Source organism: Holdemania sp. 1001302B_160321_E10 (assembly GCF_015552275.1).
GTDB lineage: Bacteria > Bacillota_I > Bacilli_A > Erysipelotrichales > Erysipelotrichaceae > Holdemania.
Genome location: NZ_JADNEM010000003.1, coordinates 21,109 through 44,275 on the forward strand (window position 1 = coordinate 21,109; position 23,167 = coordinate 44,275).

The 23,167-nt window shown below is 48.4% G+C and carries 21 protein-coding genes; 7 read left to right on the forward strand and 14 right to left on the reverse strand.

What is annotated here, in order from left to right; all coding sequences use genetic code 11:
- Nucleotides 1-58: 58 nt before the first annotated feature.
- From I2D94_RS02335 to rpmH, 11 genes are all read right to left on the reverse strand, one after another.
- Nucleotides 59-256, reverse strand: a complete 198-nt coding sequence (locus tag I2D94_RS02335; protein WP_195395480.1) for a hypothetical protein — start codon at nucleotides 254-256, stop codon at nucleotides 59-61.
- Between the two features lie 373 nt (nucleotides 257-629).
- The gene (locus I2D94_RS18470; RefSeq protein WP_255524725.1) at nucleotides 630-932 is read right to left on the reverse strand and encodes a peptidoglycan bridge formation glycyltransferase FemA/FemB family protein; all 303 of its coding nucleotides are present in this window, start codon (nucleotides 930-932) and stop codon (nucleotides 630-632) included.
- On the reverse strand, nucleotides 872-1,882 hold the full coding sequence (locus I2D94_RS02345) for a peptidoglycan bridge formation glycyltransferase FemA/FemB family protein (protein ID WP_195395481.1): 1,011 nt from the start codon (nucleotides 1,880-1,882) through the stop codon (nucleotides 872-874). Before I2D94_RS02345 ends, I2D94_RS18470 begins: the two co-directional genes overlap by 61 nt.
- On the reverse strand, nucleotides 1,876-3,096 hold the full coding sequence (locus I2D94_RS02350) for a peptidoglycan bridge formation glycyltransferase FemA/FemB family protein (RefSeq protein ID WP_195395482.1): 1,221 nt from the start codon (nucleotides 3,094-3,096) through the stop codon (nucleotides 1,876-1,878). The genes I2D94_RS02345 and I2D94_RS02350 overlap by 7 nt, the downstream gene beginning before the upstream one ends.
- Nucleotides 3,097-3,326: 230 nt before the next feature.
- Nucleotides 3,327-3,908 carry a hypothetical protein gene (locus I2D94_RS02355; RefSeq protein ID WP_195395483.1) on the reverse strand — a complete coding sequence of 194 codons (582 nt, stop codon included), beginning with the start codon at nucleotides 3,906-3,908 and terminating at the stop codon, nucleotides 3,327-3,329.
- A gap of 67 nt (nucleotides 3,909-3,975) precedes the next feature.
- Nucleotides 3,976-6,252: a M56 family metallopeptidase gene (locus tag I2D94_RS02360; RefSeq protein ID WP_195395484.1), complete on the reverse strand. Its 2,277-nt coding sequence runs from the start codon at nucleotides 6,250-6,252 to the stop codon at nucleotides 3,976-3,978.
- Nucleotides 6,245-6,658, reverse strand: a complete 414-nt coding sequence (locus I2D94_RS02365) for a BlaI/MecI/CopY family transcriptional regulator (protein WP_083538605.1) — start codon at nucleotides 6,656-6,658, stop codon at nucleotides 6,245-6,247. The genes I2D94_RS02360 and I2D94_RS02365 overlap by 8 nt, the downstream gene beginning before the upstream one ends.
- A gap of 108 nt (nucleotides 6,659-6,766) precedes the next feature.
- Nucleotides 6,767-7,393 carry a R3H domain-containing nucleic acid-binding protein gene (locus I2D94_RS02370; protein WP_072685189.1) on the reverse strand — a complete coding sequence of 209 codons (627 nt, stop codon included), beginning with the start codon at nucleotides 7,391-7,393 and terminating at the stop codon, nucleotides 6,767-6,769.
- Between the two features lie 15 nt (nucleotides 7,394-7,408).
- Nucleotides 7,409-8,278 carry a membrane protein insertase YidC gene (gene yidC / locus I2D94_RS02375; RefSeq protein WP_072685188.1) on the reverse strand — a complete coding sequence of 290 codons (870 nt, stop codon included), beginning with the start codon at nucleotides 8,276-8,278 and terminating at the stop codon, nucleotides 7,409-7,411.
- 22 nt (nucleotides 8,279-8,300) lie between these two features.
- Entirely contained in the window at nucleotides 8,301-8,639 is a 339-nt protein-coding gene (rnpA, locus tag I2D94_RS02380; RefSeq protein ID WP_072685187.1) for a ribonuclease P protein component, read from the reverse strand.
- Nucleotides 8,640-8,676: 37 nt separating this feature from the next.
- Nucleotides 8,677-8,811: a 50S ribosomal protein L34 gene (rpmH, locus tag I2D94_RS02385; RefSeq protein WP_072685186.1), complete on the reverse strand. Its 135-nt coding sequence runs from the start codon at nucleotides 8,809-8,811 to the stop codon at nucleotides 8,677-8,679.
- A gap of 518 nt (nucleotides 8,812-9,329) precedes the next feature.
- Here rpmH and I2D94_RS02390 point away from each other — a divergent pair.
- Entirely contained in the window at nucleotides 9,330-11,246 is a 1,917-nt protein-coding gene (locus tag I2D94_RS02390; protein ID WP_195395485.1) for a sensor domain-containing diguanylate cyclase, read from the forward strand.
- A 378-nt stretch (nucleotides 11,247-11,624) separates the two neighbouring features.
- Here the strand turns inward: I2D94_RS02390 and I2D94_RS02395 are convergent, their stop codons facing one another.
- The 3 genes from I2D94_RS02395 to I2D94_RS02405 all read right to left on the reverse strand — a co-directional run bounded on the left by I2D94_RS02395 (nucleotide 11,625) and on the right by I2D94_RS02405 (nucleotide 14,086).
- Nucleotides 11,625-12,419, reverse strand: coding sequence for an HAD family hydrolase (locus tag I2D94_RS02395; RefSeq protein WP_195395486.1), 795 nt, complete (start codon nucleotides 12,417-12,419; stop codon nucleotides 11,625-11,627).
- Between the two features lie 72 nt (nucleotides 12,420-12,491).
- The gene (locus I2D94_RS02400) at nucleotides 12,492-13,259 is read right to left on the reverse strand and encodes a M15 family metallopeptidase (protein WP_195395487.1); all 768 of its coding nucleotides are present in this window, start codon (nucleotides 13,257-13,259) and stop codon (nucleotides 12,492-12,494) included.
- Nucleotides 13,253-14,086, reverse strand: a complete 834-nt coding sequence (locus I2D94_RS02405; RefSeq protein ID WP_195395488.1) for an HAD family hydrolase — start codon at nucleotides 14,084-14,086, stop codon at nucleotides 13,253-13,255. Before I2D94_RS02405 ends, I2D94_RS02400 begins: the two co-directional genes overlap by 7 nt.
- Before the next feature lie 511 nt (nucleotides 14,087-14,597).
- Between I2D94_RS02405 and dnaA the strand changes: the two genes are divergently transcribed.
- The 6 genes from dnaA to gyrA all read left to right on the forward strand — a co-directional run bounded on the left by dnaA (nucleotide 14,598) and on the right by gyrA (nucleotide 23,155).
- Nucleotides 14,598-15,974: a chromosomal replication initiator protein DnaA gene (gene dnaA, locus I2D94_RS02410; protein WP_072685181.1), complete on the forward strand. Its 1,377-nt coding sequence runs from the start codon at nucleotides 14,598-14,600 to the stop codon at nucleotides 15,972-15,974.
- 146 nt (nucleotides 15,975-16,120) lie between these two features.
- Nucleotides 16,121-17,242, forward strand: coding sequence for a DNA polymerase III subunit beta (gene dnaN, locus I2D94_RS02415; RefSeq protein ID WP_072685180.1), 1,122 nt, complete (start codon nucleotides 16,121-16,123; stop codon nucleotides 17,240-17,242).
- A gap of 101 nt (nucleotides 17,243-17,343) precedes the next feature.
- A complete protein-coding gene (gene yaaA, locus I2D94_RS02420) occupies nucleotides 17,344-17,547 on the forward strand; it encodes a S4 domain-containing protein YaaA (protein ID WP_072685179.1) in 204 nt (67 codons plus the stop codon).
- On the forward strand, nucleotides 17,544-18,650 hold the full coding sequence (recF, locus tag I2D94_RS02425) for a DNA replication/repair protein RecF (protein ID WP_072685178.1): 1,107 nt from the start codon (nucleotides 17,544-17,546) through the stop codon (nucleotides 18,648-18,650). The genes yaaA and recF overlap by 4 nt, the downstream gene beginning before the upstream one ends.
- Nucleotides 18,651-18,652: 2 nt before the next feature.
- Nucleotides 18,653-20,581, forward strand: a complete 1,929-nt coding sequence (gene gyrB, locus I2D94_RS02430; protein WP_072685177.1) for a DNA topoisomerase (ATP-hydrolyzing) subunit B — start codon at nucleotides 18,653-18,655, stop codon at nucleotides 20,579-20,581.
- 12 nt (nucleotides 20,582-20,593) lie between these two features.
- Nucleotides 20,594-23,155, forward strand: coding sequence for a DNA gyrase subunit A (gene gyrA, locus I2D94_RS02435; RefSeq protein WP_195395489.1), 2,562 nt, complete (start codon nucleotides 20,594-20,596; stop codon nucleotides 23,153-23,155).
- Nucleotides 23,156-23,167 lie beyond the last annotated feature (12 nt).

Consider the following 23,167-nt stretch of genomic DNA (forward strand, 5'->3'; position numbering starts at 1 on the left):
TACTTCTGTCAACACAAAAAAAACAAAGTCTTCGCCTTGTTTTTTCGTGTGAAAAATCTCATTCGCATTCTTTTGTGCTTGCACGTTGGGAAGCTTTCCGATTTTTTCCCTGCTGCAGGCGAAGCTGAGCTTCCGCAAACTGACGATCCCACAGAGCGATCAACAGAGCTTCCTCGGGCGACAACCGCGTTCGCCACGCATCATCCAGATCCATAATAAATAATTTTTCCAGTTCTTTTCTGCGGCCTTCATCCATTCTTTTTTCCTCCTGTCACATAATGTAGTCTTTTTGTGACAGCTGTTTTATAATGAATTTAACCTTCAAATAAGCCTTTATATAAAGGCTTATCCTTACAATTTAGGATGAAGCAAAATGCCTACTTTTTTTGTCAAAAATCGGTGTTGAAACGAAATTTCTGATGGACTTGTTTTAAATCCTGATAAGTTGATTATTTCCCCTTTTGAATAATTCCTAAAAAATCCATCTCTCTGTTTTTTGCCCGCAGACCTGCCAGGAAGGTGGATTTTTATGTTCCTTTATGATTTTTTTATTTTATCGGGAAGTCGTTTGTTTGATACCGCGCTTTCTCCCGCTTCTCGTCCTTGGAAGTCAACTCACGCTTTTGATCTCAACGGTAAAGCACCCGGGCCAGACCTTGCCGCAGTCTTCTGTGCCGGCGCTGCCGCTTTAAGATTCTCTGATACGCCTGCGGATCTTGGATATAGTCGAACTCACCGAGGAACTCAATGAATTCTCCGCCGAAGCTTTTCTTGAAATCATGAATACCGTAGTACTGATCCTCCGGATTCAGCGCGCCGGATACGCCTTCAAAATCATAGGTCTTCGCTCCCCTTTTCCAGCAATCCTCGATCACCGCGCTGTGCAGCGCAAAAGCGGCGCGGAAGTTCGGCAGAATTTTCTTTGTATACATATTGACGTTATAGACATGCTCGCCTTGTTGAATGATGAGTTTAGCGCCCAGTTTGATTCACCCAGTCCCTGATAATCCCGCATCAGTTCCGCAATCTCCTGATCCAGCGCCGCAATCTGTTTCTGATTTTCAGCGAGGCGTTGAGCATTGATCAACTTTCCCTGCTGACAAATAAGCTGTTCGCGCAGAAGTTTCAGATGACTCAAAGCCTGATCGACATTTGCGCTGACAACATACAAACGGGCCTGATCAGGGAAACATTCCATCAGCTGCCGGAAATCCTTTTCTTTTTTGGGCAGAAAATGCAGCTTATGCGCCAGCTCCCGTTCCGCTTCGACTAAGATCGACAGATCTCGCTCATCACTTAATTTTACTGAAACCGCGCGCTGAATATTTTTCTTCTGATAGGCGGTGTAATGCTTTATCTGTTTCCGGATCGTTTCCAGCGGCTGATCAAGATTCAGACAATAGGTAAACCGCGACATCCGGTTGCCGCTGTAACCATAGGTATACCCCAGATGATGATAACCGCAGGCTTCCATCTGCGCCGTCACAAATTCATTGTTAAATCCCTCCGGTTTAATCCGGCCATCTTTTTCATGCTCGATCCGCGGAATATTCAGCTCCATCCGCAAATACGCCGCACCGCGCCGCTTGGCCAATTCCGTTAAAGCGCTGGCAAAGAATTGCAAGGTTTCTGAGTTCGTATAATCCAGATTGAACCCATAACAGAGATAACCATACTCCTTCCTGCCGCATTTCTCCCATTGGATTAAGGCTGTCGCCACAATTTCATCCTTTTCATTGCGGGCGGAGACCCGCTGAACCTCAATCCCCTTTCGGCGACAAAGTTCGCCATAAAAATGGGTTTTCGTATAGTGCGGAATTTTCCCGCTGGCCGCGAAGGCGTCGAAGGGCTGGGACTGTTCATGTTCGATCAGTCTTAACATGTCTTCACCCTCCATCGCCGCACCGCTTTGATCAAGGCGATACCCCGATCCAGCGTCCAGGCAAGAACCGGCATGACCGGCAGATCAAATTCGCCGATCATCTCTTCAATCTGAATTGGAAAATTTCCTTTAAAGACGCTGAGTCCATCGTCCAGCGTCCCTTCCACGCCGCCCAGATTGCAGCGCTGAATGCCCATTTTCCGCGCCTTTTCAAACAATCGCCAGTGTGCGGAATACGGCGCGCGATAGGAGAGAAATTCACTGTGGGTGCCCGCGTACAGGACTTCCATCTGATCATCCTGAATCAAAGCCAATAATCCGCACAGCGTCACAACGGAAGAACCTTCGCTGAATTTTTTCTCCAGAAATTCCTGTTCCCGGTTCAGATTGATGATCTGTTCTTTTTCTGCTTTGTTTAAGTCTTCCGTTTTTCCTTGAAGCTCAGACAACTGATTTGTGATTCTGTCCAGCCGTTGCTTCAAATCCAGCCGGGCAGTGATCAGTACGGCACGTTCGCCATACAGGGCTGTCAACCGTTTAAAGTAAGCCGCATTGCGCAGATGGATTTTTTTCCGCTGTTCAGTTTGTTTCATCACTTCCGCAAAATGTTCCAGCTCGCTTTCGCCTTCATGGATCGTCACACCGCATTTTTCAGCATGCCGGATACTTCGCCGGGTCTTGGCGCTTAGCGCTGCCCAATCCATTTGTTCCCGCAGCATCACCGCCTGAAAGCGCGGCTGCGTGGCTTCACGCAGGTACAGCGTATATCCTTTATGACGGCATTTCATTTCCGTCAGCTGCCGGATAACGGGAGCCTGACGATGCTCGCCGTGTTCCTGATTGCGTTGAACATAGGGGTATGTCCGGTCGATCAGATTCGGATCGAAGCGAATCGTGACCGCATGGCTGCGGCGCGCCAGCTTCTTCAGCTTTGCGAAGAAGAAACGAATTAACGGTTCATCCTGATAATTGACGATCGGACCACGGGGAATATAAAACAAACTCAGCCCCAGCGGCAGCGGACGAATCAAAATCATCGCATAAGCCCGAATTGTTCCGCCGCGGCGGACGACGACTTGTTTCATCGACCAGTTTTCCTTGACCTGGCTCCAGCGGGCATGTTGAAGTAAATTGTTCTGCGGATGGCCTTCCAGAAAATCTTCGATTTCCTGAGGTTTGGGATGTTCATCAAAAACATATTCGTCTGCGATCATAGCGATTCTCTCCTTCTATCCCTGAACCTCGATCTGTTTCTAAAATGATCGAATAAGCAGAGAGTCTACAAATGTAGTTCCAATATAAGTCTACATTTGTAGTTTTGTTTTGTCAAATTCTACTTGTGTTTTTCTTCAAGATTTCGCAACATTTCCTTTTTTCCTGGAATTTCAGGTTTCAAAAAAAGAACAGTCGCCCATTCTTTTTTTGTCGCTTTTAATTTGTCTGTTCAGGATTCTTTATCAAAAGACCAGTGAAAATAGTTAACTGGTTCAATGCCTTCGCTCCATTCACCCTCGGGATAGCCTTGTAATTCCAGATACCGTTTTAAATTTTGCTCCGTCAGCAGCGAATCCATAATGATGTTTTGAGATACGGTATAGCCGTTAATCGTACCCATCGGATTTTCTCCGGCTTCCCGGGCAATGGAATACGATTCAAAGAGACCCCTGCAGGTTTCGTCATCTCCTGTACATCCCTCTGCTCTGAACTCCAGCTCAATTTGTAACGTAGTTTGATCCTCGCTCATCTGAAAGCTGGATTTCAGCTCGGAAGGCAGCGGGTCGGTCATTTCAAACGTGACATCTCCATCAAATGCGCTGACGATCAACTTTCCTTCCTGTTTCTTCGCAGTTACGCCTTCCGCCAACACAATCGTTTCCGAAGAAGGTGTCGGCACTGTCTCTGCCGAGGCTTCCGGCGTTCTTTCTGCAGGGAGTGCCGCCGGCGAATTTTCGGCAGGTTCTTTTATTTCCTGCGCCGCACAGCTTGCCAATACGAAACAGGCCAAAATTAGTGCAAACTTTTTCATTCGATGTCTTCCTTTCTTCTGTCAAATATCAAAAAAACCAGATCAAAAACATATAAACTTTATTTAGCTATCGAATTTTTTCAAAAGTCAGATGATTCAATAAAGGCATGGATTTCTCGTCGGATGGCCAGAAACCAACTGATTTCAGATAATCCGTTCCTTCACTCGTCAGATTTAAACCCAAATCCGAAGTGATGCAAAGAATTTCCGTATCACTGAATCGCATGACCTCCGTTGCGATCAAAGCGCCGTCGCCAAAGTAACCGCCGTCAACCGGGGGTTCGTCAAATAAACCGAAAACATAATAGCCATCATATGAACCATGTGTATAATCTGAACTCATCCAGTCTTCGATCGGCCATTCATAATACTGGAAGCCCACTTCGTTTGACAGCTTATCATAAATCATAAACACATCGGCCGGCACTTCCTGATCAATGGTAATCCGCAGGTTCATTTGCGGTATATTGTAAATATAGTTCGATTCTGCTTTCACAGGTTCAATAATTGAAGCCCATGGAAAATTATTTCGGATCCTCTCTTTTTTCAGTTTGGCTTCGTCTTCTGTGCTTTCAAAGTGAGATCCTGTTTCACCAAGATTACTCAAAAGTTCACGGATATCTTCTGTGTAATCATGATCCAGCTGAACCAGCCAGTCGTTGATCAACGCCAGGTCTCCTTTCAGGAAACAGATATGGATTACTTCCGGGAAAGGATAGCTTGTATATTGATCTCCAGGATGAATGACGAAGGTTAATAACCAGTCATTTTTGAATTCAGGATTTTGATTTGTCCACGTATTCTTTCCCAATTCCACATATTCTCCATGAAGATCAGAAAACACATCAAAATAAGTATATTGATGCGGCTGAATCCATTGCCAGTTGACTTCCTTTTCAGGCTGGAGTCTGGAATTTATATCAGCTACTGTGATTTTTGCGATTTCTCCCTCCACTGGATTGATCGTTAATTCTCCCGTCTTGATTTCCGGCTGTTCATAACCGATCAAAGCATAGAAATCATAAAGTGCGTAAGGATCGTCAGTATAACTGATCTTTCCCTGTTGATCCTTGAGATAAAGCCATTGGGGATTGGTCCAAGCCAAATAGTCTTTCCCGTTAAAATGGATTTTCAAATCATAATAATAAGGTTCGCTGATAGGCGCTCGCTGGCGCTCAATCACCTTCTGCATCGTTTCCAGAACAGCCGGATCTTCGCTTTGAACCATCAGTTCCGCGTTGTCTTCATTGCGGCTGATCCGCAGCAACTGTTCTTCCTGCTGGCCTGGCTGAGCCTGAACGCCGCAGGCAATCAACATGGAACCCATGCCAGCACATAACAGGATCAACGTTAAGATCAGCGTCCCTTTCTTTTTCCTTGAGGAATCAAATAGGGCCTGAATTCTTTTTTTCAGCGGTTTTCCTGATGAAAAGCGGGTGGAGAATGCCGTCATCGGAAGACGGGTCTGACGGATGACATCGACGATCATCCGGCCATAGACTGCTCTGACTTCTTTCGGCTGGTCTTTTAACAGGCGCTGATCGCACGCCATCTCGATATCATTTTCCGCCTGATTGTTCATCAGCCAGACGAGCGGATTAAACCAGTGGATCGTCTGCGCTGCGCTGAGCAGCACTTTCTTCCACAAATCCTTTTGTTTTAAATGAATTAATTCATGCATCAGAATCAGATCCAGATTTTCATGGTCCAACAATTCCGGCGCCAAAACGATTGACGGATTGAAAAAACCGATTGCCATCGGCGTCGGTGCTGACCGGCTGACCATCAGCGGCGGTATTTTCCTGATTTGCATTTTCCGGCACAGCTGGCGCAGCAGACGGCCTTGCGGACTTTGCCTGGAAATTCGCCGGCCGCGGGCCATCAACAGTTTTTTTACCTGATGATAGTCAAGAATTAAGCGAAGGAGGGAAAATCCCATGCCAAGGATCCAGATTCCCGTCAGAATCTGCACGGCAGAAAGGGAAAACCCGGACGCGGGTGAAAGACTTTCTTCATTGTTTTTTTCAGGATTATCCGCAGGCGCATTCTGCGGAATCTGAGGGACGGCGTTCTCCTCGGTCATCTCCGGAAGCAAAGTTTCGGTAAAAACAGAAGCAACGGGATGCGGCTGCACCATGGTCTGCGGAATGGGAATCGTAACCGCTGCGGAAGGCAAGGATATATTCCATGGCAGAATCAGCCGCAAAGCGATTGCCAGCCAGGCGAACACTGCCGCTGAAGCCCGGTAGCGTTTATGCAAAGCTTTGGAAAAAATAAACAGAAGCAGAATGAGCACAGACATGGAAAGAGAAATTTCAATGACCTGTCCGAACAAATCAACCATGCTTTTTTTCTTCTTTCCGAATGATTTCTTCCAGTTCCTCCAGATCTGCTTCTGATAGATTTTCATTTTTAACCAGCGTCATAAATAAACTGCGCACCGACTTACGGTGAAACCGCTCAAAGAATCGAACTGTTTCCTGATCGCGATATTCTTCTTCGCTGATCAACGGAACATAGGTTTTCAACCGTCCCTGCTTGGCGACGTGTACAAACCCTTTCTCTTCCAGACGCGCCAACAGCGCCTGAATCGTCGACATCGTCCAGTCCCGTTCAATGTGTCTGGCAATTTCCGATGTTTTTGCCGGAATCTCGCATTGCCAGATCGCCGTCATCACTTCCAGCTCCGTGTCCGGCAGCCTTTTCTCTCCGCCCATGATTATCACCTCTACATTTGTCAATATAATCATAACGATTTCCTTTACAAATGTCAATGTGTTCTCTCGCTTCAACCCGTGAACACAAAAAAAGCTGTAACGCTTGGTTTTTTCCTTTTGCGTTACAGCTCTTTCTTCAATTTATTTCTTTCCCGCAGTCTTTGTGCGGTCATACATGATTTTCAGATGACGCCGGCTGCCTTCGCCTTCGCTCTCCGTCTTGATGTATGGCCAGTCCGACAAATACTGATGGATGACTTTCCGTTCATCATTCGGCATCGGATCCAGTGAAGCATCCACTTTCGTGCGCTGCACCGTTTTCGCAATTCGTCCGGCAATCGACTTCACCTTTTCATACCGTTCTTCTTTGTAATGATTGATATCAATCATGACTGAGAAACGCTTGCGGAACGCTGAATTGACAGCTCCGCGCACCACGGTATTCAACGCCTGCAGCGTCTGGCCGTTCTTGCCGATGATCACCGCGTTGTTTTCCGCGTTCAGCATGATCCGATAACCGCCGTCTTCCTCAAAGATCTCAATTTCGACATCCTGATTCAGACCGGTGAAAAACTCGCCGATATAATTGAAGAGAAACTCTTTGACATCACAGGAAGCATAAACCTCAGCGGTGACTGAAGCTCCGATTCCCAGGAATCCTTGTTTTTCTTCGGTAACGAAATAAGTCAGTTCCTCGACGGACACGCCTTTTTCTTTCGCTGCGGAATTCAGTACGTCATTTAATGTTTTTCCTGTGTATTTCTTCATAAAGTCCCTTCTTTTCTATTTCTTATCGATATAGATAAACTGAACGAACAAGGTCTTAAAGATCATAACCAGCGAAGAAACAGCCCAGTAAATCGTCATGGCTGCCGGCCAGTTAACGGAGATGACAAGGATGAAGACCATCATGTAGATCATCATATTGCCGCCTGGCTGCTTGGTCTTTTCATACTTTTTATGATGTGCGGCGGCTTCCTTCTTCGCTTTCTGCGTCGCTAAGAACTGCGGCAGCATCATCGAACCGATCTGGCAGATCGCCATGATGACAAACAATACCAGATACAGCCACTGTCCCGACATAATGCCATGCAGCGGCGTTTCTTTCAGACTTAAGCCCCACATCGTGCCGTTAACGACGGATTCAGCACGCTGAACCGACATGTAAACCGCCATGATGATCGGCAGCTGAATGAAAGAGGAAATAATTGCGCCGAACGGATTGATGCCGTTTTCCTTGTATAAGCGCTGCATTTCCTGAGCCTGCGCCATCTGGGAACGCTCGTCGGTCTTGCCTTCGTACTTTTTCGTGATCCGGTTCATTTCCGGCTGGATGACCTGCATCTTCTGAGTCATGACCGTCGACTTGATCGTGAAGATCAGCGTGATCAGATGAACCAGCAGGGTGACGATGGAAACGGACAGCGCGACTCCGACATACGGCGTCAGGAAGTTAATTAACTTCGATAACGGGAAGACGAAGAATGCGTTGAACCAGTTTTCATTGGCCATCATATACTTAAACGTCGTCTCTGATGTGATTTGAATAACTTCTTTTGTTTCCGGATCTACTGGTGATGTGCATCCGCTTGCCAAAAACAGCAGCGCGACGAAGACCAACAGCAGAAGCAACTGTTTTTTACGATTTCTCATTGAACTCTCCTTAACTGAATAATCATGCGTACTTCTTTATTTTAACTTTTTTAATAAGGCTTTCCAAGTCTTTTTTGTTGTCTGCATAACTTTGTTCCAGAAACTTTTTCCTGACGATTAAAATTCCGTCAAAATTTTCATCAAAATCATAAATTTCCTGAAACATCATCCGCACCTGACGCTTGGTTTTGTTTCTGACCACGGCATTGCCCAATTTCTTGCCGACAGAAATTCCGATCCGGCTGTGCTCCTCTTTGCGTGCTTTGACATACAGTACGAAAGAAGGGCAGCTGACAAATTTCCGATGCTCAATAATCGTTTGAAATTCGCCGGCTTTTTTGATCCGATATTTTTTCTTCATCTTGATTTATTAAAAAAGCCACCTGTGGGTGACTATTTTATGCCGACAAGATCTTTCTGCCTTTAGCACGACGGCGGGCTAAAACTTTACGTCCTCCGACCGTTTTCATGCGGGCTCTGAAACCGTGGACTTTTTGGTGTTTTCTTTTGCTCGGTTGATAAGTTCTTTTCATATTAAAGAGCCACCTCCAGTTCTTTTTATACAATAATGAGCAATTGCTGGTACATTATACAATAGTTTTTCTGTAAAAGTCAACTAAACTCCGCCGACTTCCCCCTCTGATTTCTCCTTTTTTGATAAAATGAAAGAAGTTTTTTTTATTTTCACTCAGATCAAGGCAATTTCGGCCGCTTCCTCAGCATCTCTTTTACTGAATTTCTCGGCGCTTCTGGCGCACCTTTTTAAGCCCTGTTCTTGATTCTCCCGATTGAAAGCTATACAATAAAGATACTCTTTATTCCTGAATTCAATTTATCATTTTACCAGTTTATCCCAGGGATAATTCCGCAATTACAAACCAGAAAAACAAAACCTGAAAATCAATAACGCTGATTTCCGGAAGAAATATAAACCGGAATTCTTTTTCCGTTTTTCTTCTTCTTTGTTTCATTAAAACGTCGGTAATATTTGCTTTTCACGTGCACAAGGTCAGAAGACGACTTTTTCTCCTTAGAAAACGGGTGAAGATCCATGAAACACAAAACGAATTTCTCTCAAAAAAAGACGGTTTTCCGTACAAGCTGGTTTTTGATCGCCGGCAGTCTGATCGTGTCGCTTTTGGTGATTGCCGGTCTGCTTCAGATCAATCAAAAGCGCAATGAAGAGGTTTTTCAGAAACTGATCAGTGAAATCCTGAGCGTTTCTCATCAGCAGCAGGAATTAGAAGCGATCAATGCCATTGAAGATACCCAGCGCAGTCTGGAAGCCATCGCGGCAATTTACCAGACGTCCGACACCGATCCCAACAGCCCCTGGACGCAATCCTATCTGACTGCCATTGAAAACTTCAATACGGTTCGGGATATTCAATATGTTTCCGCTCAGACGCTGCAATCCATGGTCAATACGCCGGTGCCGGGAACTGATCCGCAGGGGATCCAAAACTTGCTGGACGGCCATCCTTACGTTTCGGATCTGTTCCGCCAAAAACAATACGGGACGGACGCCCTGATCAGCGTTTCTGTCCCGGTGATCCAGAAAGGTCAGGTGATCGGCGCCTTCCACAGCATTCTTAACGCCAATCTGTTCGTCAGTGTTCCCAATGCCAGAAATGAAGAATATGCCCAGAATTTTCTGATCCGCCGCGACGGCGAAATTATTCTTGAGCCGTTTGGATGGCCGGAAATTCCTTATCAGCTTCAGTCGGAACTGGAGAACATCGGCGTTTCTGAAGATGCGATCGCCCATGTGGAAGCGGCGCTGAACCGGGGCGAAAGCGATATGCTGCTGGTCAAAGGCACGAAAAACCGCGCGTTGTATCTCACGATTTCCGCTTTGGGCTATAACGACTGGCTGCTGCTGACGATCGCTTATCCTTACGAATTTAAGGGATATTCCAAGCTGATCAGCCAAAACGCCGCGGTTTTAACTGCTTCGCTGATTCTCTTTCTGATTTTGCTCGCTGGAATGATCATCACTATTTTTATCTGGCAGCGGAAGAAAATTTTGCACAATCAGGCGCGCTACGATCTGCTCGCACAATTCTCGGATACCATTTTATTTGAATATTCCTGTAAAACACAGCGGCTGACATTTACGCCCAACATTGCGGAACGATTTAACGTGCCGGCTGATCTGATTCTTTACCCCATGGATTATCCGGGGGCCATGCCTTTGATCCATCCGGATGACCAGACCACTTTGATCACCATGCTGAAAACAGCGTCCCAGGCCGCCGTTGATACCTTATACCGCATCGACGTTCGTTTCCAGACCCGTGCCGGGAATTACCGCTGGGTTTCCTGCCAGGGACAAACGCTGCGCGAGCGCGGCGGGCGGCCGTTATCCATTATCGGAAAGATCGCCGACATTCAGGATCAGAAATCCAAGGAGGAACGATTGATCGAAAAATCTTCCACTGACGCGATGACCGGCGCCTTGAACCGGGAAGCAACCAAAGCGCAGATCACCGAACATCTGAATGAAGAGGAAACCGGCTTTTTGTTCTTACTGGACATTGATAATTTTAAAGAGATTAACGATACGCGGGGTCACCGGATCGGCGATCAGATCCTGATTGACCTCGTAGAGCTGCTTAAATCCGAATTTCGCCAGAACGACGTGATCGGAAGACTGGGCGGGGATGAATTCATGGTTTTCATGGGACAAACCCGCGATCCGATGATTGCGGTTCAGAAAGCTTCGCATATTCTTAAACGGCTCGCTGCGGAAAAAGCCGGAACTTTTTCCGTCAGCATCGGCATTGCCTACGCGCCCATCGACGGCACGACTTATGATCAGCTGTATGACGCCGCAGATATAGCAATGTATCAGGCAAAACGGCAGGGGAAAAACAGTTTTTACCTGCGGACCTCGCCTGTGGATTCTAAAACGGCAAAGGATCTGGACCGCCCGGTTCATCGGGAAGATCCTCCGGCGCAACACTAGCGTCCTGATCAGACAGTCACTGCGGCAGGATGGGCACCGATCTTTTTTCAGACATCCTTTTGATCATAAATTTCCGGCCCCGCTTTTCAGCGATTATCCAAACTTGCAAGCACTGCGGCCGGTTTTTTTATTGATTTGATAGACGAAAATCATTTTATAATCGTTTGTCTATCCTGTTTTTCCCTGCATGCAGTCGTTGTGACCGCCCAGAATAAAACAGGATTTGCGGATTAAAACAGCGCTGAAATCACGCGTTCAAATCGAAAGCTCCTACAGAAAACTTATTTTTCCAGAAACCTTCTTCAATTTCATGCGTTTTTCAGAATAAAACCTTCCGACATCTTGCAAGCCGGAAGGTTTCTGCTTTTTTATATCAATTCAGCCGATCAAGCCGTATTCTTTCAGTGCTTTCGCAATGCCATCCTGATCGATCGGGGCCGTGACCTTTTCAACGACAGGCTGCAGGGAAGGCGTACCGTTACCCATTAAAACGCTGTGCGGCACATGTTTGAGCATGGGCAGATCGTTCGTGCTGTCGCCGAAGACGTAGCAGTCCTGCAGATCAACATTGTATTTTTCCCGCACGACGTCAATCGCCATTGCTTTGCTGCAAGCCTGAGGGACAATCTCCGCGAATCCGTCGAAACGGTCGATAAACGCAAATTCTTTCTGCTTCAAAAAATGTTTGAAGTCTTCCAGATCGCTGCGCTGATCATAAGCGATGCAGAACTTTACGAATTCGGAGCGGTGGTCAATCCAGGGAACAATGTTGTTGAAGCCTTCGCTGTGCAGAATCTCCATCGACTTCACAAAACCGTTCTCCACATGTCCCAGGCTGACGTAACAGGTCGGCGTATTTTCACCGAATACGTCGATCCGGCACGCGTCGGCTTTTTCCTTGATCTGCTGGCAGACGGTTTGTGGAATCTGATGACGGTAGAGGGGTTTTCCCTGAACCAGAATTTCCGTACCGCAGCCGCAGCAGTAGCCGTCAAAATTCAAAGCTTTGATCCTCGCTGAAACGTGGGAATAGGGCCGGCCGGTGTTGATAAATACAACGCTGCCGTTGCGCCGGGCCGCGTGCAGGGCTTCAATCGTACTTTGCGGAATCTGGTGCGTCTGTTCATCCACCAGCGTACCGTCAATATCAAAAAAGAGACATTTTTTCTTCATCGCTGCTCCTTCATCTTCTTCATTGGCTCAAAAACAGCCCTATTATAGCAGATGAATTAGAAATTGAAAAGCCTAATCCAGTAAATTGTAATATTCTTCTACGGTTAAACCGCTTTCATAGATTTTCTGCGCTTCTTCCGTGCCGAAATAGCGGTAATGCCACGGTTCAAAGATATAACCGGTGATTTCTTCCTTGCTTTCCGGATAGCGCAGGATGAAGCCGTATTTCCAGGCGTTTTCTTTCAGCCAGACGCCTTCGTCGGTATCCTTGAAACAGCCTTTGAGATAACAGCTGCCGTTCGTTCCGGATAAATCGGCGGCCAGTCCGGTCTGGTGCTCGCTCTGGCCCGGTTTGGCGGAATAGCGGCTGGCTTCTTCCTCGCCGTCGCGGGCGACATAGTTGTTATACAAATTTTTCTGATAATCATAAGAACGGTAGCCGCTGCCGATCATTAAAGAAATGCCGTCTTCTTTTGCGGCGTCAAACATGATTTTCATCGCGTCCGCCGCCTCCTGACGCAGCGTGACGGAAGACTTGGCCAGCGGCACATCCGGTTTCACCAGGTCGGCCGGTTCATAATCTTCGCCTAAGGGACGCTGCTTGTTGACGATCAGCGTAATGCTTTCAAGACTGGTCAGATCTGGAACTTCCATAAGAATATCTCCTTCCCCATCCTCCTTACCCGACGCCGGAGTCTCCTCCGGTGCATCAGTTGGCTGCGGCGAGGTCGTTTCGGCAGGGGCAGAATGATCCTCGGCCGGCGTCTTTGCCTTTTTTCCACAACCGTCGATCGTCATGACCAGCATCAGGGCAATCAGTATTTTCGTTATTTTCAACACTTGCTCATCTCCTGTTCTTCCCGGTTTTTCTCCTGAATCCGGCGCAGCGCCTCAGCAACGTCGGGCACAATATATTTAGCCCGCGCCAGGATTTCCGGATTGCTTTTTTCCATCGCGTAGCTTTCTTCAATCAATTCAAACATTTCCAGATCATTGATAGAATCCCCTAAAACGGCGATCTCATACAGCGGCACATGGTCGAGTGCGGCGATCTTCTGAATTCCGCTGGCCTTGTTGACGCCGGGTTTCATCATCGAGTATCCATCATGGCGGGTCATGACCGGATCATAGCCCAATCGCGCAGCCTGTCTGGCCAGCAGCGCTAACGTTTCCGGCTGATGGCAAAGAATCACCAGCGAAACAAAGGTTATTTCAGGTTTGCGATGGCTCAGCTCCGCAAGTGTCCACGGCAGGATTTCCCGATGGTCCGGCACATTGTCCGGATCGGAAAATTCGTCGATGTATTCCGGTTTCCGATCCGCAAAGCAATAATCATTCTGATTCGTGATGCACAACAGTTCCGCCGGCTGATTTTCCAACAAAGCATGGACATGCCGCGCTTCTTCCAGCGTAAATACACTTTCGTAAATCAGCTTCTGGCGCGATGTGACGTAAGCGCCGGAATAGGCGACCGTATCAAAGCTGAACTGCCGGCCATAAGTCCGCGGAACAAAGTCGGCGGGACGCCCCGTCGCCAGTGCGAAGTGTACGCCGGAGTTCACCGTCTTGTTGATTTCCCGGAGGTTTTCCACCGAAATCGTGTATTCCCCCTGCTCGTTATCCTGAACCAGCGTTCCGTCCACGTCGCAAAAGATCAAACGTATCATTTTTTAATCCTCACTTTATCGTATTGTAATTATACCATCGCGGCAATGGTAAGCAAATCCCAAGATATCCACAGGAAAAACCGCAGCTTCTGTCCAACCCGCGGATTTTCGGGGTTTTCCCGCGGTTGGATAATTCTTTATCCACGCCTTCTCCGCATTCCACATTCAATAGTTATCCACAGTTGTGGATAATGGTGGATTATGTCAAAAAGACTTTTATAAAAGGCTATTTTGATATGGATAAACTATTGATAACTTTATGTTCCACCGGTTTTATCCCCATTTTCCCCAAAAAAGTTATCCATGTCCACTTTTCCCCACTTTCTCCACAATGGAAAAGATGTGGATTACAGTGGATAACCCGGCATAAACAAACAATAAACACCGATTTAAGGACACTTATCCTGTGGAAAACTTTTTTTGGAAGAAAATCATCGTGGAAAAATGCTGATAAATTAGCTAAACTAGTAGTGCTATGGAAACTTATCCACGAATGGGAGTTGTATAAAAAATGACAGTAATGGATTCTTACTTATCCGATATCTGGAAACGAACCCTGACGCTGATCTTGGAAAAGGGGAAACAGCAGGAAAAACTGGACAATCTGATCTTTAATCAGTTTTTTTCCGATTCCAAGCTGATGGACCTTGATGAAAAGAAAGCTCTGGTCGTCGTGCCCGGGTATATCCAGCAAACGATTATGATGCAGAACAAAGAGATCGTTGAAGAAGCGATCAGCGAAGTTCAGGAACGGAAGATCAGCTGCGAGATTATCATGGAAAGCCAGCTGCAGAAAATCCGGCCGATGGCGGCGAAAAAGAAAGCGCCGGCGATCACTGGATTGAACACGACCAACCTGATCCCGGATTACACTTTTGACAATTTCGTAGTCGGGGGAAGCAACCGCGAAAGCCACTCCGCAGCGCTGGCCTGTGCCTACAATCCCGGACAGTTTTTCAACCCGCTGTTCATCTACGGCAATTCCGGGTTAGGCAAGACGCATTTGTTAAACGCGATCGGCAACTACGTCAGCGCCCATGCGCCGGACAAAAAAGTCTACTACACGACCAGCGAAGACTTCGTCAACGCCGTCGTCAATTCCATCAAAAACGGCCAGATTCAGGAATTCAAAGAAGAAATGAACGATCTGGACGTCCTGTTGGTCGACGACATCCAGTTTCTGGCCGGCAAGGAAAAGAGCCATGAAACGTTCTTCTACATCTTTAACGAACTGGTCAACAACAAGAAGCAGATCTGCCTGACCTCCGACCGCCATCCGACCGAGATCAAAGGACTGGAAGAACGCCTGATCAGCCGTTTCTCTTCCGGGTTGTCCGTCGGCGTCGACTCGCCGGAATTTGAAACGTCCGTTGCGATCTTAAAGGTCAAGCTGGAAAAGCAGAGCGTCGATCCGGCGATCATCGACGACGATGTGCTGGCATACATCGCTTCGAATTTTTCGCAGGATGTGCGCAAGCTGGAAGGCGCGCTCAACCGTTTATTATTCTATTCAATCAACTTCTCCAACAGCACCCGGATCGATTTCAAAACGGCGGTTTCCGCGTTCCGCGGCCAGGCCCAGACGATTGATAAAAACGATCTGACCGCCTCCAAGATCATCCGCTGCGTCGCCGATTACTATGGCCTGACCAAACTGCAGCTGGTCTCCAAAACGCGCACGAAAAACATCGCGACCGCCCGGCACATGGCGATGTATCTGTGCCGCAAGCATCTCGACATGCCTTACGTGAAAATCGGCGATGAATTCGGCAAGCGTGATCACTCGACGGTGATGAGCGCCTGCGAGAAAGTTGAGAAGGGGTTAAAGAACGACGAGACCTACCGGCAGGCAGTCGGCGAGCTGGAGAAGCTCATGCAGGTCAAATAGTTAACCACTGCTTTCCACTTTATTTCCGCCGTCAAAAGTGATAAAATAGACCTGTAATATAAGGCTTTTTGAAACGTTATCCACTTTTCCACAGTCCTAATGATGTTGAACTTGAATACTTAATAAAAACACAAGGGAGGTACACCATGAATTTCAAAATCTCCAAGCGAGTTTTCTACTCTGCCCTCAATACCGTATCCAGAGCGATTTCTTCCAACTCGCCATTACCAGCGTTATCCGGCATCAAAATTGAAGTGAATCAGGATTCCATCGTACTGACCGGCAGTGATTCCGATATCTCCATCCAGACCACATTAAATGGCAGCGATGAAGAAACCAATCTGATCGTCAAAGAAACCGGTTCGATTGTGATTGAAGCCAAATATATCCTCGAAATCGTCAGAAAGATCGACGCCGACGAAATCGAACTGGAAATCGTCGACGGTTCGCTGACCAAGATCAGCGGGATGTCGGCAGAATTCCGGATCAACGGGATGCGCGCCCTGGACTATCCGGCGATCGACTTTACCCGCCCGGGTCAGCAGTTTGAAATGGATGCCGACGTCTTATTAAAGGTCATCAGCCAGACGACGTTTGCGACCAGTGATCGGGAAACCCGCCCGGTCTTAACCGGCGTCAACATGAAGTGCAGCGGCAAGCGGCTGGAATGCGTCGCTACCGACAGCTACCGCTTGGCCCGCAAGATCGTCGATCTGACCTCCGAAAACAACTTTAACATTACCATCCCGGCCAAGAGCTTAAATGAAGTGTCCAAGACGATCGCTCAGGACAGCAGCGTGCTGATCGCCGTCTCGGATAAGAAAGCGCAGTTCTGGATTGGTGAAACCGTGATTCAGACCCGTCTGATCGACGGCGCCTATCCGGAAACCGCCCGTTTAATTCCGACAGAATTCGCGCATGAGCTGACCGTGGATTCCCGCGACATGCTCAATGCGATCGACCGTGCGTCGTTCATCAAAAATGAAGGCATTTCCATCGTCAAGCTGAGTGCCAACAGCGAGGAAGTCGTCATTTCCAGCAAATCACAGGAAGTCGGTTCATCGGTTGAAAATTTAAACATCCTTGGCTATGAAGGCAATCCGCTTGAAATCTCATTCAGCGGCAAATATGTGTTTGAAGCGATCCGCGTTTTATCCGCAACGACGATCAAAATTCTGTTCAGCGGCGAGATGAAACCCTTCGTCATCCGCAACACTGACGATGACTCGATTCTGCAGCTGGTTCTGCCGGTCAGAACCTATTCTTAAATCTTTCTGAAACACGAAATAAAAGCACCCAGACGGTGCTTTTTGCTTGCTTTTGTGGTATAATCTATACGATAGGCCACAGGCAGGAAAGGACTCTGACAATGATCAAAATCGATACGGAATTCATTACCTTGGGGCAGCTGCTGAAAATGACGGACTGGATCTCCTCCGGGGGCGAAGCAAAGCTGGCAGTGAAAGAACTCAAGATTACGGTCAACGGTGAAAAAGAAGACCGGCGCGGCCGCAAGCTTTATCCCGGTGATGAAATCAGGATCGAGGATAAGCGTTATACGATCGAACGATGAAGATCAATCAGATCCGCCTGAAAAATTTCAGAAACTATGATTCCTGCCAGTTTATCCCGGATCCGCACATGAATGTGATCATCGGGAAAAACGCGCAGGGCAAAACCAATCTTCTGGAAAGCATCGTACTGCTTTCGACGACACGATCTCACCGGGCTGTGCGGGATCAGGATATGATCCGGGAAGGCCAGGACTTCTGCAAGGCGGAATGCCGGCTGGATACTGAGCCGGAGATGGTGCTGTCGGCGGTGATTCACGGAAAAGGAAAAACGCTGATGATCCATCAGAAGCCGATATCCCGATCCAGCGAATTCATCGGCAAGCTCAACGCGGTGCTGTTTGCGCCTTCGGATTTGGAGCTTTTTGAAGCGCCGCCGAAGGTACGAAGACGGTTGATGGACGTGGAGATCGGCAAGGTTTCGCCGCGGTACATGCAGGCGCTGAGCGCGATGATGAAGCTTTTAAAAGAACGCAACAGCCTTTTGAAACGCGAACACGTCGACAACGCGATGCTGGAGGTTCTGGATCAGCAGATGATCGAGCAGCAGCTGACAATCATCACGATGCGGCGGCAATTCATCGCCAGGATGAATGAAAGTTTAAGCCGGATGTACAGCACGCTGGCCGAAGAAGAAGCGCAGGTCAGGGCGGCCTACCATACGATCACGGAACAAACCGGGCCGGCGGCGATGCGGGAAGAAATCAGCCGCAAATTGTTGGAAAACCGCGAGCGCGACCGGATTTTGAAGACGACGTCCAGCGGCGTTCACCGCGACGATCTGAGCTTTCAGCTCAACGGACGGGATGTGTTGAGCTATGCTTCCCAGGGTCAGCGGAGAATGATTGTACTGGCGTGGAAACTGTCGCTGATCGACTTCATTGCAGATCAGCTTCACGAACTGCCGGTATTGCTTTTGGACGACGTGTTGTCGGAGCTGGATCAACAAAAAAGGGTAAACCTTTTTTCTTTGATTTCCCCGGAAATCCAAACGTTTATTACGACGACGGAAATTGCGGATCTGCTTCCGTTTCTGTCGCGAAAAGTTAAAATTGCAGAAATAGACAGCGGTCAGATACGACCTTGGAAGGAGGACATGAATTGAATATGGAAAAACCAGTAGAGCATTCTTATACCTCGCATGATATTCAAGTGCTGGAGGGGTTAGAGGCGGTCCGAAAACGGCCTGGCATGTATATCGGTTCGACTTCGGAAAAGGGCCTGCATCATCTGGTCTGGGAAATCGTCGACAACTCGATCGACGAGGCGCTGGCCGGGTATGCGACGGATATTGAAGTCACTGTCGATCCTGAAAATATCGTCACGGTCGAGGATAACGGCCGCGGCATGCCGGTTGAAATTCATGAAAAGACGGGAATTTCAACGGTAGAAACGATTTTCACTGTTCTGCACGCCGGCGGCAAGTTCGGCGGCGGAGCGTATAAAGTCTCCGGCGGTCTGCACGGCGTCGGCGCTTCCGTCGTCAACGCGCTGAGCGAATGGCTGGAGGTCACGGTCTACAAGGAAGGCAAGGTCTTCTTTATCCGCTTCGAAAACGGCGGCAAGGCGGTTGCGCCGCTGAAGCAGATCGGGACCTGCGATCCGGATAAGCATGGCAGTTTAGTCCGTTTCAAAGCGGATTCGACGATCTTTACGGAAACCGTCGCTTACAACCACGACGTGTTATATGACCGGCTGCGCCAGATCGCCTTCTTAAACAAGGGCATTAAGCTGTTGTTTACGGACGAGAGAATGGAAGATGAAGTCAAGCGGACGCATACGTTTTTGTATGAGGGCGGCTTGAAGGAATACATCGCGTTTTTAAATAAAAACAAGACGCCGATCCACGAAGAAATCATTTACGTGGAAGGCGAGCAGGACGGCATCCAGGTTGAAATTGCGATGCAGTACAATGACGGCTATGTGCCTAATGTGTATTCATTCTGCAACAACATCAATACCGGCGAGGGCGGCACGCACGAGGAAGGCTTCAAGCTGGCGCTCAACCGCACGTTAAACAACTACGCCAAGGAGGCGGGCTTGTTGAAAAAGGACGAGGAAGGGCTGCAGAGCGACGATGTGCGCGAAGGGCTGACCGCGATCATTTCCGTCAAGCATCCGGATCCGCAGTATGAAGGCCAGACGAAAACCAAGCTGGGCAACGTCGAAGTGCGCAAGATCGTTTCCAACATTCTGGGCGAACAGCTGGAACGGTTCTTATTGGAAAATCCGAACAGCGCGAAGCTGATCATCGAAAAAGCGCAGCTGGCCTCCAAAGCACGTTTGGCGGCGAAAAAAGCCCGTGAACTGACACGTCGGAAAAGCGCGCTGGAAATCAGTTCACTGCCGGGAAAACTGGCTGACTGTTCCAGTAAGAATGCTGAAATCTGCGAAATTTACCTGGTGGAAGGGGACTCCGCCGGCGGAAGCGCAAAACAGGGAAGAAATTCCAAGTTTCAGGCGATCCTGCCGCTGCGGGGTAAGATTTTAAACGTTGAAAAAGCCCGTTTGCACCGTATTTTTGACAACAACGAAATCCGTTCGATGATCACCGCCTTCGGCGCGGGGGTCGGCGAGGAAGTCGACGTGACGAAGCTGCGCTATCATAAAATTGTCATCATGACCGATGCCGATGTCGACGGCGCACATATCCGCACGCTGCTGTTAACATTCCTGTATCGTTATTTGCGGCCGGTGGTTGAAGGCGGATTCGTCTACATTGCGCAGCCGCCGCTGTATAAGATTCAGAAGGGCCAACAGGTTCGTTATGCCTACTCGGACGACGAATTGAATCATGTCAAAGCTGAGCTGGGCGACCGGCTGAATATTCAGCGTTACAAAGGCTTGGGTGAAATGAATCCGGAACAGCTGTGGGAAACGACAATGGATCCGGAAGTCAGAACCCTGATTCAGGTGACGATTGAAGACGCGATGGATGCGGACGCCGTGTTCTCGATGCTGATGGGCGACGAAGTCGAACCGCGCCGCAACTTTATTCAGGAAAACGCCCATTTCGTGAAGAATTTGGATATTTAAGGAGGATCGTCGATGGATGAGAACAACTTTAATCACGGAAATATAAAAACAACGAATATTTCCAGTGAAATGCGGACATCCTTTCTGGATTACTCCATGTCCGTTATCGTGGCGCGAGCGCTGCCGGATGTCCGGGATGGAATGAAGCCGGTCCACCGCCGCATTCTGTACGCGATGAACGATCTGGGCATCGTTGCGGATAAGCCGCATAAGAAATCGGCGCGTATCGTCGGTGAAGTTATCGGTAAATATCACCCGCATGGGGATACCGCGGTTTATGAAACGATGGTCCGAATGGCTCAGGATTTCAGCTATCGTTATCCGTTAGTCGACGGCCATGGCAACTTCGGCTCGGTTGACGGCGATGGAGCGGCGGCTATGCGATATACCGAAGCGCGCATGTCCAAGATTTCGATGGAGCTGCTGCGCGATATCAATAAAGATACTGTCGACTGGATGGATAACTACGACGGCGAGGAACACGAACCGGTGGTTCTGCCTTGCCGCTTCCCGAACTTGTTAGTCAACGGGACAACCGGCATCGCGGTCGGCATGGCGACCAATATTCCGCCGCATAACCTCGGAGAAACGATCGACGCTGTCATTGCGTTGATGGAGAACCCGGATATCACGGTCATGGAACTGATGGAAGATTACATCAGCGGTCCGGATTTCCCGACAGGCGGGTATATCTTAGGCCGTGCGGGCATCAAGCAGGCCTATGAAACCGGCCGCGGATCCATCATGATCCGGTCTAAGGTCAAGGTTGAGGATATGCCTAACGGCAAGAAACAGATCATCGTAACGGAAATTCCATATGTCGTCAACAAGGCGGCGCTGGTTGAAAAGATCGCCAGTCTGGTCCGTGAGAAGATTATTGAGGGCATTACTGATCTGCGCGATGAATCCAACATGGAAGGCATCCGCATCGTGATCGAACTGCGTAAGGACGTCCAGAGCGACGTTATCTTAAACCAGCTGTACCGCATGACCTCGCTGCAGACGTCGTTCGGCGTAAATATGATCGTTCTGGTCGACAACGCCCCGCAGCAGCTGGGATTGAAGGATGTTTTAAAATGCTATCTTGATCACCAGATCGACGTCACGGTGCGCCGGACACGCTTTGAATTGAAGAAAGCGGAAGACCGTGCGCATATCTTGGAAGGCTTGAAGATTGCGCTGGATCACATTGATGCCATCATCAGCCTGATTCGCAGTTCCAAGGACACATCCATTGCGATGAACGGGTTGATGGAAAACTTCGGCCTGAGCGAAATTCAGGCGAAGGCGATCCTGGATATGCAGTTCAGACGGTTGACCGGCTTGGAACGGCAGAAAATTGAAGAAGAGTATGACGGTTTGATGGCGCAGATTACCGATTTAAAGGATATTCTGAACAATCACAGCCGCGTTTTGGAAATCATCCGTTCGGAATTGACGGAGATTAAAGAAAAGTACAACGACAAGCGTCGTTCCGAAATCATCGACGCTGAAATTGATATGCAGGATGAAGATCTGATTCCGCAGGAAGACGTCGTGATCACGATGACGGTCAACGGCTATGTCAAGCGGATTCCGGTCGATACCTACCGGCTGCAGAATCGCGGCGGCAAGGGTATCAAGGGCATGAGCATGCATGAGGATGATATCGTCGATCAGTTCCTGACGATGATGACGCACGATTACCTTTTGATGTTTACGAATCAGGGCAAGGTGTACCGGATCAAGGGCTATCAGGTCCCGCTGGCTTCCCGGACTTCCAAGGGCATTCCAATCGTCAACCTGTTGAATCTGGACAAGGATGAAAAGGTACTGGCAATGGTACCGGTAGAACGCGAGAATTCTCCGGCGAAGTTCCTGTTCTTTGTCACAGCGCAGGGCATTGTCAAACGTGTCCCGATTGAAGAATTCGAAAATATCCGGCAATCGGGTAAGATTGCGATCAATCTGCGCGAGGGCGACGAGCTGATCAGCGCGAAACCGACGACCGGCAGCAGTCAGATTCTGATTGCGGCGGCGAATGGACAGGCAATTCGCTTCGATGAAACCGACGTCCGTCCGATGGGCCGGACCGCAACCGGTGTCAAGGGCTTCAATGTCAACGGCAGCCGGGTTATCGGCATGACGACCGACTTTGAAGGTCAGTACATCCTGTCCGTTACGGAAAAGGGGTATGGTAAGAAATCCAAACTGGAGGATTACCGAATGACCAACCGCGGCGGCAAGGGGGTAAAGACCGTTCAGGTTACCGATAAGAACGGACCGTTAGTCTTCTTACGCGCGGTCAACGGCGATGAAGACTGCCTGATTATGACCAACGAAGGAATCGTCATTCGAATCAGTTTGGAAAAGGTTTCGGTATACAGCCGGAATACGCAGGGTGTGAAGTTGATTTCCGTAGAAGACAGCCAGAGTGTTTCAACGGTTGCCATCGTTTACAAGTCGGAAGACGATGAGGAAACAGAGGACGAAGCCGGAAACAGCGAACTGAATTCAACGGTAGAAACGGATGAAACCGGGGATCAGAGCAGCGAAGTTCAAGGTGACGCATCTGAATCTGAGATTCAGGAATAGACTGAAATAGAA

Coding starts and splice junctions, on each gene's coding strand:
- I2D94_RS02335 (WP_195395480.1), bottom strand. CDS start 256: ATGGATGAAGGCCGCAGAAAAGAACTGGAAAAATTATTTATTATGGAT.
- I2D94_RS18470 (WP_255524725.1), bottom strand. CDS start 932: ATGTATACAAAGAAAATTCTGCCGAACTTCCGCGCCGCTTTTGCGCTG.
- I2D94_RS02345 (WP_195395481.1), bottom strand. CDS start 1,882: ATGTTAAGACTGATCGAACATGAACAGTCCCAGCCCTTCGACGCCTTC.
- I2D94_RS02350 (WP_195395482.1), bottom strand. CDS start 3,096: ATGATCGCAGACGAATATGTTTTTGATGAACATCCCAAACCTCAGGAA.
- I2D94_RS02355 (WP_195395483.1), bottom strand. CDS start 3,908: ATGAAAAAGTTTGCACTAATTTTGGCCTGTTTCGTATTGGCAAGCTGT.
- I2D94_RS02360 (WP_195395484.1), bottom strand. CDS start 6,252: ATGGTTGATTTGTTCGGACAGGTCATTGAAATTTCTCTTTCCATGTCT.
- I2D94_RS02365 (WP_083538605.1), bottom strand. CDS start 6,658: ATGATTATATTGACAAATGTAGAGGTGATAATCATGGGCGGAGAGAAA.
- I2D94_RS02370 (WP_072685189.1), bottom strand. CDS start 7,393: ATGAAGAAATACACAGGAAAAACATTAAATGACGTACTGAATTCCGCA.
- yidC (WP_072685188.1), bottom strand. CDS start 8,278: ATGAGAAATCGTAAAAAACAGTTGCTTCTGCTGTTGGTCTTCGTCGCG.
- rnpA (WP_072685187.1), bottom strand. CDS start 8,639: ATGAAGAAAAAATATCGGATCAAAAAAGCCGGCGAATTTCAAACGATT.
- rpmH (WP_072685186.1), bottom strand. CDS start 8,811: ATGAAAAGAACTTATCAACCGAGCAAAAGAAAACACCAAAAAGTCCAC.
- I2D94_RS02390 (WP_195395485.1), top strand. CDS start 9,330: ATGAAACACAAAACGAATTTCTCTCAAAAAAAGACGGTTTTCCGTACA.
- I2D94_RS02395 (WP_195395486.1), bottom strand. CDS start 12,419: ATGAAGAAAAAATGTCTCTTTTTTGATATTGACGGTACGCTGGTGGAT.
- I2D94_RS02405 (WP_195395488.1), bottom strand. CDS start 14,086: ATGATACGTTTGATCTTTTGCGACGTGGACGGAACGCTGGTTCAGGAT.
- dnaA (WP_072685181.1), top strand. CDS start 14,598: ATGACAGTAATGGATTCTTACTTATCCGATATCTGGAAACGAACCCTG.
- dnaN (WP_072685180.1), top strand. CDS start 16,121: ATGAATTTCAAAATCTCCAAGCGAGTTTTCTACTCTGCCCTCAATACC.
- yaaA (WP_072685179.1), top strand. CDS start 17,344: ATGATCAAAATCGATACGGAATTCATTACCTTGGGGCAGCTGCTGAAA.
- recF (WP_072685178.1), top strand. CDS start 17,544: ATGAAGATCAATCAGATCCGCCTGAAAAATTTCAGAAACTATGATTCC.
- gyrB (WP_072685177.1), top strand. CDS start 18,653: ATGGAAAAACCAGTAGAGCATTCTTATACCTCGCATGATATTCAAGTG.
- gyrA (WP_195395489.1), top strand. CDS start 20,594: ATGGATGAGAACAACTTTAATCACGGAAATATAAAAACAACGAATATT.